Annotated in this window: 13 protein-coding genes; 6 read left to right on the forward strand and 7 right to left on the reverse strand. The window is 64.6% G+C overall.

Annotated elements, in window-relative coordinates:
* Positions 1 to 447: 447 nt before the first annotated feature.
* From GRS48_RS00400 to GRS48_RS00410, 3 genes are all read left to right on the forward strand, one after another.
* The gene (locus GRS48_RS00400) at positions 448 to 585 is read left to right on the forward strand and encodes a hypothetical protein (protein WP_159482977.1); all 138 of its coding nucleotides are present in this window, start codon (positions 448 to 450) and stop codon (positions 583 to 585) included.
* Entirely contained in the window at positions 578 to 880 is a 303-nt protein-coding gene (locus GRS48_RS00405) for a hypothetical protein (RefSeq protein ID WP_159482978.1), read from the forward strand. The genes GRS48_RS00400 and GRS48_RS00405 overlap by 8 nt, the downstream gene beginning before the upstream one ends.
* A 106-nt stretch (positions 881 to 986) precedes the next feature.
* On the forward strand, positions 987 to 2,606 hold the full coding sequence (locus GRS48_RS00410; RefSeq protein ID WP_159482979.1) for a hypothetical protein: 1,620 nt from the start codon (positions 987 to 989) through the stop codon (positions 2,604 to 2,606).
* A gap of 507 nt (positions 2,607 to 3,113) precedes the next feature.
* On the opposite strand, the gene GRS48_RS00415 is transcribed toward GRS48_RS00410, so the two are convergent.
* The 6 genes from GRS48_RS00415 to GRS48_RS00440 form a co-directional block, all read right to left on the reverse strand.
* A complete protein-coding gene (locus GRS48_RS00415; RefSeq protein WP_159482980.1) occupies positions 3,114 to 3,521 on the reverse strand; it encodes a hypothetical protein in 408 nt (135 codons plus the stop codon).
* A 170-nt stretch (positions 3,522 to 3,691) separates the two neighbouring features.
* Positions 3,692 to 4,846, reverse strand: coding sequence for a hypothetical protein (locus GRS48_RS00420; protein WP_159482981.1), 1,155 nt, complete (start codon positions 4,844 to 4,846; stop codon positions 3,692 to 3,694).
* Entirely contained in the window at positions 4,839 to 5,636 is a 798-nt protein-coding gene (locus GRS48_RS00425; RefSeq protein ID WP_159482982.1) for a hypothetical protein, read from the reverse strand. The genes GRS48_RS00420 and GRS48_RS00425 overlap by 8 nt, the downstream gene beginning before the upstream one ends.
* On the reverse strand, positions 5,633 to 6,190 hold the full coding sequence (locus GRS48_RS00430) for a hypothetical protein (RefSeq protein ID WP_159482983.1): 558 nt from the start codon (positions 6,188 to 6,190) through the stop codon (positions 5,633 to 5,635). The genes GRS48_RS00425 and GRS48_RS00430 overlap by 4 nt, the downstream gene beginning before the upstream one ends.
* Positions 6,191 to 6,213: 23 nt before the next feature.
* The gene (locus GRS48_RS00435) at positions 6,214 to 7,854 is read right to left on the reverse strand and encodes a hypothetical protein (RefSeq protein WP_159482984.1); all 1,641 of its coding nucleotides are present in this window, start codon (positions 7,852 to 7,854) and stop codon (positions 6,214 to 6,216) included.
* Positions 7,855 to 8,026: 172 nt separating this feature from the next.
* Complete coding sequence (locus GRS48_RS00440) at positions 8,027 to 8,401, reverse strand: hypothetical protein (RefSeq protein ID WP_159482985.1); 375 nt, start codon at positions 8,399 to 8,401, stop codon at positions 8,027 to 8,029.
* A gap of 152 nt (positions 8,402 to 8,553) precedes the next feature.
* Between GRS48_RS00440 and GRS48_RS00445 the strand changes: the two genes are divergently transcribed.
* The 3 genes from GRS48_RS00445 to GRS48_RS00455 all read left to right on the forward strand — a co-directional run bounded on the left by GRS48_RS00445 (position 8,554) and on the right by GRS48_RS00455 (position 9,588).
* Positions 8,554 to 8,760, forward strand: a complete 207-nt coding sequence (locus tag GRS48_RS00445) for a hypothetical protein (RefSeq protein WP_159482986.1) — start codon at positions 8,554 to 8,556, stop codon at positions 8,758 to 8,760.
* Positions 8,761 to 9,127: 367 nt separating this feature from the next.
* Positions 9,128 to 9,331 carry a hypothetical protein gene (locus GRS48_RS00450; protein WP_159482987.1) on the forward strand — a complete coding sequence of 68 codons (204 nt, stop codon included), beginning with the start codon at positions 9,128 to 9,130 and terminating at the stop codon, positions 9,329 to 9,331.
* Complete coding sequence (locus GRS48_RS00455; RefSeq protein WP_159482988.1) at positions 9,328 to 9,588, forward strand: hypothetical protein; 261 nt, start codon at positions 9,328 to 9,330, stop codon at positions 9,586 to 9,588. Before GRS48_RS00450 ends, GRS48_RS00455 begins: the two co-directional genes overlap by 4 nt.
* A 6-nt stretch (positions 9,589 to 9,594) precedes the next feature.
* Here GRS48_RS00455 and GRS48_RS00460 read toward each other — a convergent pair.
* Positions 9,595 to 9,998, reverse strand: a 404-nt coding sequence (locus tag GRS48_RS00460; RefSeq protein ID WP_159482989.1) for a type IV pilin, incomplete at its 5' end; no start/stop codon positions are given.

Genomic DNA, 9,998 nt, shown 5'->3' on the forward strand with positions numbered 1-9,998 from the left:
CTGCGCCGGCCCATAGGATACATAACCCTTTTCCACCTTTTTCTTACACTTAGCGGCGGCGCTACGAGGTGGTCGACGTGACCCCGCTCGACCCGCCGGAGCGGAGTTCATGTCAACTTTGTGGGTCACGAGTTCGATCGGACTTCCGCCGGGTCCACGGCGACGAGGACGGTCGCGCCCATCGATGCCCCGAGTGCGACTCGTGGGTTCGGATCTGTGAGGGGAGCGCGGCGGGCAAGGACGTTCCCACGCCGGACCCGCGGACGCACCCGGCGCGCAACGGTGGCGAGCCGTGGAACGGAGGGCTCTCCGGATGACGCCGTTCGTCCGCGCGAGCCGGTTCTACGACCCGGCCCACGGCCCACGAGCTCACGTCTACGACGCGGCCCGTCTTCGGTGGACGCGTGACGCCGAACGGAGGCGGTCGGCGTGACCGGCCGTTCACCCGTGACGATCGAACGGCGGACCGTCGTCGTTCGGCTTCGCAACCGGACCGATCTCACGTTCGCCGAGATCGCGGCGATCGTCGACCGGTCCGTTCCATGGTGTGAACAGGCCTACCTCCTGGAGGATCGCGATGAGTGATCGCGCCGGAGAGACGGCCGCGATCTTCACGACCCACGGCGTGCTCGACGCGATGACGACCGTCGCGGCCGCCCGCGCCGCCGGCGTCGACGCGGAAGCGAACCCGATCGTCCGCGAGCTCCTGACTGTCGGCGAAGGGCCGGCCGTCCTCGCGATGCTCGTCGCCGTCGCTGCCTGTTGTATCGTGTGGCCGACCGCCGCGGACGCCCTCGACGCACCCGAGTGGCTCGGCTTCGCCGTCGCACTCGTCGGGTCGCTCGTCGCCGCCGTCAACATCGTGGTGGTGCTCGCGTGAGCCTTCTCGACTGTGACCGCTGCGGGAAGGCCCGCCCGTCGGTCCGGAACCGCGGCGGTGACGGGCTCGAATGCGCCGGGTGCTACCTCGAGCGAGAGGGAGGCCGATGAAGGCGGTCGAGACGGTACCACACGAGTACGCGGCGAACTACGTCTATCCCGATGGGCTTGGGCCGTGGTTCGGTGCCGCCCGCCTGTGTGACGCCACGGGGAGCCGCCGCGGGAGCTTCCGACTCGACGGCGAGACGTGGCGGGTCACCCTCTCCTACCAGGAGTCCGGGCTCGCCCCTCCGGACGGGGGAACGACCCCCGACGGGACGCGCGTCGAGTTCGACACGCTTCGGGAGTTCCGACTGAACGCCGTCGTCGACGACGACGTGGGCGAAAAGAAGGTGAAGGCGCTCATCCAGCCCCGATGGCGTGGGCTGCAGTCGAAGAGCGGCAAGGACGCCGCCCGCCCGCTGTGGGACCTCGGCGACGCCGTGAACGTCCGCGTGAACGCGTCGAACGTCGAGTTCGACACCGTCGAGACGGTCATCCAGCGGGCCGCGGGCGCGGTCACGCTCGACCCGATGCACTTCGAGAACCGGACCGATGCCTACAGCGTCGTCATCGACGCGGCGCGGTACGTCCGGCTCGACGACGACGTGTCGGGTCCGATCCACGGCCGCGAGGGACCGATCGCCCGGATGGGTCACCTGTTGGAGTCGGACCGATCGGGCTACCGGAAGGTGGTACAGGACGACACGAAGCGATCCGGTTACTACCACACCGTGACGCTCGGGTCGACACGGGTCCGCGAGTGTTTCCCCGACCACGAGATCCCGCGGGAGCTGAAGCACTACTACGCGCGTGAGTCCGAGTCGTTCCCGGACGACCACCCGCTCGCACATCCGAAGGTGGAAGCGTCGTACCAGTCGAGTCGGTGGGACCGAACGCTCCGGCCGACCGACCACGACGATCTCGTCAGCGAGCTGGAGGAGACGATCCTCGCGACGATCAACGAGGCGGGGCTCCCCACCCAACCGCTGAACGATGACGGCGACGGCGGGGGGCGGACCTACGTCCCGGATGCCTACTTCGAAGCGTCGACGATCGACCGCTCGCGAGTCCTCCCGCTGAACCTCGAACGGGTCGAAAGCGACCAGCGGAACGTCGTCATCCGGCAGCTGATGAACGGACTCTCACCCGTCGAGCTGGACTCGTTGCAGACGCTCGTCGCCGACGGTGGGGAGGTGTCGCCCGCCGACATCGCCGACCAGCACGACTGGCACCCCGACAGCGTCCGGCGTGGGTTGCGGCGGATCGAGGACATGGTCATCCGCGAACACGGCTCGGTCGCGCTCCGGTCGCACTACGTCGCCGAACAGGTCGTTGAGGCGATCGACGACGCCTGTGAAGGCGTACGGAACGCGGTCGGGACCGCGGCGAACGCCCTGCAGAACGCCGAGCGGGACGCGCTCGACGACCGCACCGACGAGCTGATCGCGTTCTGCCAAGCGAACGGGATCCACATCGACGAGCGCGAGGCGCGCATCCGCGTCCGGATGAACGACCTCGCGGGCGACGCCTGGGCCGACCTCATCACCCGGCTGAAGCGGTACTGGGTCGAGGCCGGTCGGGATCCGGAGCGACTGAAGGACGCGATGACGCACTATCGCGACAACGCCGGTCCGAAGATCCGGCCCGCACGGAGCGCGTGGGGGAGGGGCCAGACCCTCCAGTAGCGCGGCCCCTTTTGAGTGGCGACACTATTCTGACCTCCTTTTCGCGACACTTCTCACCGGTTTTCGACGGGTGAGCCGGCCCGATCGACGCCGATCTCGCCGCGAGCCCATGCCCATGGCGAGCTCGTCGACCCGACCGACCGCTCCAAACCGACGCCGGGGGGTCGGTTGACCGTTACGTGTGTGGCTAAGGCCACATTTTCTAAGGGACCCCGCTCATTCGCGCCGTGTCGTCCGCGCACCTTCGGCGCGCTCGCGAAAATTTTTCAGTAAGGAAATGTAAAATAGAACATGATCAAAAAAGTGCGGGAAGTAGGTGGGAGTATAGTTGCGGTCGTATTGATCGTTGGTATTCTATATGCTATATTTGATTGGAGATCTACACTTGGCATATACGGCTTCGGTGATCCGATTCTGGGGATGATTGAGTCAATAGCACCGGTTGTATTTGCAATATTAGGAATAGCCTCGATCTTTGCGATCTTTGTGTTTTATAACAAATTCTTCTCATCGTGGCAACGATAATGCCGAGTTGATGTCTATCTTCGCCTGCTGACTCCCCCGATGGCTCCCACCTCCATGCCACCGGACCGTCGGTAACTTCGACGCCCGGACCGTCGTCGTCTTAAGGATCTGCGTCCCCCGCCCACGAACCCGATACACGGCGAACCCGTAGCGCCCACCCTGTTGCTGAAGGCGATCGTGGTACTTCCGGTAGATTTTGAAGTTGCCCGGTTGCCCGTCGGCGTGACGTCTCGCCGTCGCCTTGAACTCCCACGGGGTGCCGTCCTTCAGCCCATCGTACCAGCTGGTGTCGAGTCGCTTCCCCTCCTCGTCGACGAGCCGGACGTTGTACTTCTCCGCGAGGTGGTACTCACACGCGGTACCGTGGGCGTTCGCTCGGTGACTCGGCATCGATCAGTCGCCCCCGCGCGTCGCGCGCGTCTTATATATCAACTTCGTGCCATATCTCGGAGACGGCCCACGGCTCGCCCCGCTCGCCTCGCGAGCGGGCGGTGGGCCGCGGACGACCCCTACGTATGGACGGGGTGGGTGGACACGGACAGACGGACACGGTACCGCAGTCATGCGGTTAGGGCCTCGACCCTGTCCATGGCTCCCGCGTGGTCGCCCTCGCGGATCTCGGGCCATCGGTCACCGACCCACGACTTGCCGAACGGGACGTATTTGGCCGTCTCGCGGTGTGTGAGGTCGTCCTCCTTGCAGGCCTTGACGGTCCACAGCGCCACGTCGTAGGCGACTTCCCCGGGCTCGGGGTCGTCCTCGTCCTTCGCGCCCGTCCACGACCATACGGCGGGGTCCTTCGTGTTGTACCGCCAGTCAGTCTGCGGGATCCCGTCGATGCGGAACCGTTCGTCGCGGACTTCCCCGGACTTGATCTTGTCCGCGACGATCGCCTGCTTCTTGCTCGTCTTCTTGATGATCACGCCGAGCCGCCACAGGAGCGGGTGGATCGACGACTCGTCGTGTGCGACGTAGATGAGCAAGCCGTCATACTTGCGGATCTTGAACACCAGCGGCCCCATCTTCTGCCGCATCAGGTAGCCCGACTTCCCGCCGCCGGAGCCCACGGAACTGAACTCGTCGCCGATGAACAGCTTGCGCGACTGGTCGTTGTGGAGCGGGTCGCCGTCCTGTTTGACCCACGCGTCCATCGTCTGAAAGTCAGGGACGAACCCGCTCCGGGCGTCGCCGTCGGCGTCGATCCACTCGTCGGTCTCCTTCAGCGTCGGGATGTTCGACGCCACCTGGTCGACGCCGAGTAGGTGCCGCGCCCGCTGCCCGACGAGCCCCGCGAGGTCCGTCTTGCCCGTGCCCATCTCGCCGAGGATCACGATCACGGGTGCCGGCGACGTGATGATCTGGTCGATCTTCTGGATGGCCTTCATCCCGGAGATATCGGCGCGCTCGTTCTGGTCGCCGGTGAGGTGTTTCAGGGTCGGCATGTCGCCGGCGTCGAGCGCGGTCCGGGCCGTCTCTGTGGCGGCGATGGCGCGGATCTCGTCGACTTCGTCGAGCCCGTCGTACGTCCCGGGCATCCGCCCTGGCTCGTTGGCCGCCATCGGGTCGTAGTTCTCCGCGACGACTGAGAGGTAGCGCGACACTCGCGGGTCACGCACGACGCCCGTGTGACCGTGTGCGTCCGGGTCGCGGACCCCGTGGCCGTCCTGGTGCTCGCGGTACTGCGCCGGCGTGTAGACGTCGTTGTCGTCAGTCATCGGCGGGTGCCTCCTGCGGCCCAAGCCCATCGCTCGGAGCGGACCCGTTCGTCTCGGGCTCGTCGACGGCGTTGGCCGCGAAGTCGTCGAGTTCGATCGTCGGCAGGTCGCCCGGCCCGGTGCCGCTCACGTCCTTCTCGAACGACTCGAACACGTCCTTCACCGCGTTCTCGTCGATCATCGTCCCGCGCTCGCGGGCTTCCGCGCCCGTGTTGATGACGCGCCGCTGGATGTCCGCGCCCAGCTCGCTGATCGACTCGCGCATGATGTTGAACGCGATGTGCGACTCGGTGAGCTTCCCGTAGATGGCTTCCATGTGGCTCTTTTTCGTGAGTAGCTTCGTGTCCTCGCACTCTTCGAGCCAGACGCCGTCGACGTTGATCTCGCCGATGTCCTCGAGGTGCTCGAACGACTGGACGGCCCAGCCGGACCCGCCGTTGACGGGGTACGGGTGCGCGCCGTCGACGTTCTTCTCGGACCACATCGACGGCTCGACGTAGTACTTCTCGAGGGTGTCATCCATGGCGTTGACGTGGTGGACCGCGATCATGTGGTGCTCGCGGAGCCGGCGGACGAACGCGACCCAGAACCCGAACAGGGGCGGACCGAACAGCATGAGCGCGGCGATCCACCCGATGACGATGGGCGGGACGCTCGGGAGGGTCGGCCGGAAGATCACCAGGGCGGCGCCGACCGAGAACAGGAGCCCGAGCACGACGAGCTGACCCTCGGCGGCGATGTAGGTGAGGCGGTCGGCCCATCCACCGAAGGTGTCGCTGGTGTCGCTCATGCCTTGATCACCCCGGAGTCCTCGCGCCACAGGACGTAACCGGCCGCGCCGATCGACGTGATGACCGCGAGTAGCATCCCGGAGAACAGCCCGGACTCGCCGCCGAAGTACTGGAACGGGTCGTCACCGGAGTCGTCCATCTCCGTCGAGAGGCGGACGGACTCGCCGCCGAGCGTGACGGCGACGACCTGCCCGCCCATCACCGTCTCGACGGGCATGGTGACGACGGTGGTGTCACCGCCGTAGATCCGCTCGCTCACCTGGGGGATCCGCGTGGCGCCGGCGTCACCCACGCCCGCGGCACCGTCGCTGATGGTGACGCGTTGGGTCCGGTCGGTGTCGATCGCGACGTGGACTCGGCCGTCGGTGAACTCCCAGCCGACGATCTCGGTGTGCTCGCCCATCCGGATCGACTGCTGGTTTTCGAGCGTGTCGCCGGCGGCGTCGCTCTCGACGAGCTCGACGGCGTCGGTGACGTTCGTCTCGGTGTCGTTCTCCTGTGCCGTGACCCCGCCCATGCCCATCGCGAGCGCGACGGCTACGGCCACGGTCACGAAAAGAATGAGGCGTCGCATGGTCAGTTGCCGGGGAGGTACAGCTTCGCGATCTGGTAGAGGACTCCGCCGGCGAGCCCGACGACGGCGACGCCGCCGGCGATCGCGCCGAGCCCGGCCGACTCGAAGTCGCCGCCGAAGCCGGGCAGGCTTATCCCGCCACCGCCGGAGTCCTGTGAGTCCTCGTACTTCTGGATCAGCTCCTGGTTGCGAGCCTCCATCTCGTCCCACTCTTCCTGCGTGATGTAGTTGTCGTCGGACTGCGGTTCCGACGACTGGAAGTCCATCGACTCGACCTCGTTGCCGTCGGAGTCCTCGATCCGTCCGACGATGAACTCGTTTTGCAGCTGGATCGTCTCGTACTGAGTCTCGTCCTCGGCAGCGAAGTACTGGACTTCGTCGACCTCGGTGATGGCGTCCTCGACGTCATCGGTGATATCGACGAGCCAGCGGTCCGGGTCCTCCCAGTCGTCGACCTCGTCACCGTCGGCGTCGACGGGAGTGAAGTCGTCGGCGGTGAGCTCGACCGTCTCGCCGGCCGCGGTGTCGAGCCGGTAGATCGTCCCGGGCCACGGCTCGTCCGTGAACGTGACCTCGCCACCGTCGACGCCGGTTTCGTAGGCACCCCACGTGCCTTCGCCGAGCGACACGTCGTAGGTCAGGTACACCGAGCCGTCGATATCGGTTTCCGGGTCGTACGTCTCGCCGGACTCGATCGGCTGGTCCTGCGTGATGCCGAGCGTCCCGCGGATCGTGGCGTCGACGTGCTCGAGGTGGATCGTCGCCTCGCGCTCCACGTCGATCGGGATGTTGAGCGCCTGGAGGTCAGCGATCGCTTGCGCCATGCCCTCATCCTCGGCCATCATCGCCGCGCGTTCGCGGGGCGTGATTAGCTCATCAACGTCGATCTCGCCGCTCTGCACGTCGGAGTAGACGTTATCAACCCACAGAATGAGGCCGTCACGGACATCTTGCATCGTGTCCGTGATGGTTTCATATAGGTCATTCCAGACAAGCGGGTTGAGGTATGTGACCCCATCAGTCCCCACGGTTTGAGCAGCAGGGCCGACCGACGATCCATCAGCAGGATCCCACTCAGCGCTAGTTGACGAGGATCCAGTTATGTCGATCTCAGGTTGATGAAGGACAAAGTCCGTCCCGTCGGGAAGGGTGTGAGTCCTCTCAGACAGCAAGACCCTAAGAGACCCATCTACGGCGTCGTAAAGGTCGCTGTCGAGTACTACACCCCCTAAAACGTCCTCTAAGGATAGCTCAGGGTGTTGAGAGATGGCGGAGATGAAGTTATCCAACTCAGCGACCGATTCGTTCCACGTTTTGAACAGGTTGTTCAAAATCGTGGTTTCGTAGCTATCAACCGCGTCAACCGCGGCCGCTTGCACGTCATTCTGCGACTGCTGTTCATTCAACGCATGGATAGAATCGATTTTCCCCTCCGTGTATGCGACGTGTTCGGCACCATCGAGTAGATTTTTGTTATCGAGGATTGTACTCGCGTTCTGGCTTTTCCGAGCACGGACGCCCTGACGGATTTGATTCTCCAGCGCGTCAGCAGTCAGCCCCTCCGGTGGCGAGTCCGCGTCGCCGACGATGTGATCGCGGAGCAGCCAGTCGTAGGCGACCGCCCCAGCGGACGCGGCAGTCACGCCGACGACGATCGCGGGAGCGATCGCGTCGGCCTCGCCGACCGGACCGCGCCTCGAGGCGAGTCCGACACCGGCCGCGCCGGTCGCGCCGACCCCTTTCAGGAACGTTCTCCGCCCGATACCGTCGTCTTCCGTGTTTTGTGTACGCATGAAAATCGTGGGCTATGGGCGGTTAGGCGGTGTAGGCGATCCACGTCGTCGCGAAGGTCGTGAGCAGCGCAAAGAGCAGCTGGCTCGCGCCGTGCCACATGACCAGCGCCTCGAAGGCGGGGACGAAGATGAACAGCACTGGAGCCAGGAGCGCGAAGCCGATCACCGCGAACTCTTCGGGAGCGTAGTCGGAGCCGTCGACCTCGTTGGTGACGAGCACCCAGATCACCGAGAAGACGACGACGAGCAGCGCGACGGAGATCTCGGCTCCCGCGACGGTCCAGAGCGGATCCGCGAAATCGTAGCCGCCGAAGATAGTGATCGACGTTTCGAGCACCCCGAACAGGATCGCCGAGAACCACCCGATGAACATGAGCGCGAACGAGTCGATCAGCATGTTTTGTTTCCCCGTGAGATTCGCCATTCCACCGCTGTATGAAGTAGCCATACGCGTTCGGACGCCACGGCTCCGGACGTTAAACACCGGATTATGGGTACGCTGTGGGTACGGCGGTATCCTTTTGTACCCCACCGTGCCCGCACGGGTCGATGTCTTCGCTCAGAAAGCTCGTAGACTGTGACGGAACGCCCCGGGTGACGCTCGACAAGGGCGAGCTGGGAATGGACGGGGTGCTCGACGACGGCGAGATCCCGAACGACCAGCGGATGCACGTCCAGCGACTCGACCGCGGTGTGTACGTGGTTCGGGCGGTGACCGACGGCGGGATCCCCGAGCTTCCGGGGGCGATTCGATGATACCTACAATGTTAGGCACCGGATTTAGGGGCGTAATACCCCTATCTGGGCTACTGGGGTCCCTCCCCAGTTGTCCCGTCAGAGACACGCGACCCGTGCAGCTTCTTATTCCCGAGAAACCCTTTGGAAGAGGGTTCTCGACGCATCCCCGTGGGGTGCGGCATGGATGTATTCACGAACCGCGATCTATGCACCCTGCCGTGGGCGTGGGCCACGACGGGTGCATCAAAACGCGGCCGTCGACCCCGGCCGTCGTCGACGACCCCGCGGCGATCGCCGGCGGATCGACATCCACTTATCAACCCGTCCGGCGCGAGTCACCGCAGATCGACGGGATCGCGACCCCCGTGCATACGGTGGTACAAGTATGAGCCACGACACGACACCCGCTCGCGTCGACGACGGTCCCCGGCCGATCGAGACGCGAGCCGTCGAGATCGCGGCGGCGTCGCTCCCGTCGGTACTGTGGGCGGTGTTGTGGATCGCCACCGCCGTCTATGCTACCACGGGGATCGTCGCGCCGATCCTGATCCTCAGTCTTGCCGCGCTGTACTCTCGGGGTGACACATGACTCGCCGGACCAGCCTCAAGATCACCGACGAACGCGAGCGCCAGCTCGAACGGGCGAGCGAGATCGTCGCTAGCGGTCCTGACGACGACCCGCCGATGAGCGTCGTCATCGACGCCGCGCTCGCGCACCTGGTGGAGAGTGAAGAGAACATGCGGGACGCCCGCGACGAGCTGGACCCCACGACGATCCAGCGGTTCAACACGGACGTGATCGGGCTACGCTATCGGACGCGAATAGAAAGTAGGTGGAGAAAGTGAGAGAACTTACGCGATCGTGTAGGAAGTTAGCGTCGACGAAGACCCACCACCACTCGCGGTCCAGATGATACGGATTTCATCATCTTCATTGAGATCGTTTAATGAAGCTTCGTCAGCCCCAGAGGTAGCACCACCAAAGGAAATTGATGCACCAGAACTGATTGAATCTGCATCCCATGCACTGAGATCATTTACAGTGTCTGCGTCACTTCCGTCAGCGTAGGTAACGCGTGCGGACAAGCGATCGGGATCGAGGTTTTGTCCACTTACATGAGTTACCTCCGCAACAGGAGTTTCGTCACTCCCATCGAACTGATCCCAGTCGTAGCTGGCACTCGGTGCGTTCTCGCCGATGGAGTCGCCGAGGCCGAGCACGAACGTCCCGATGACGGCCGCGAGAATAACGGTGA

The organism is Halorubrum sp. JWXQ-INN 858 (genome assembly GCF_009806985.1).
Lineage (GTDB): Archaea > Halobacteriota > Halobacteria > Halobacteriales > Haloferacaceae > Halorubrum.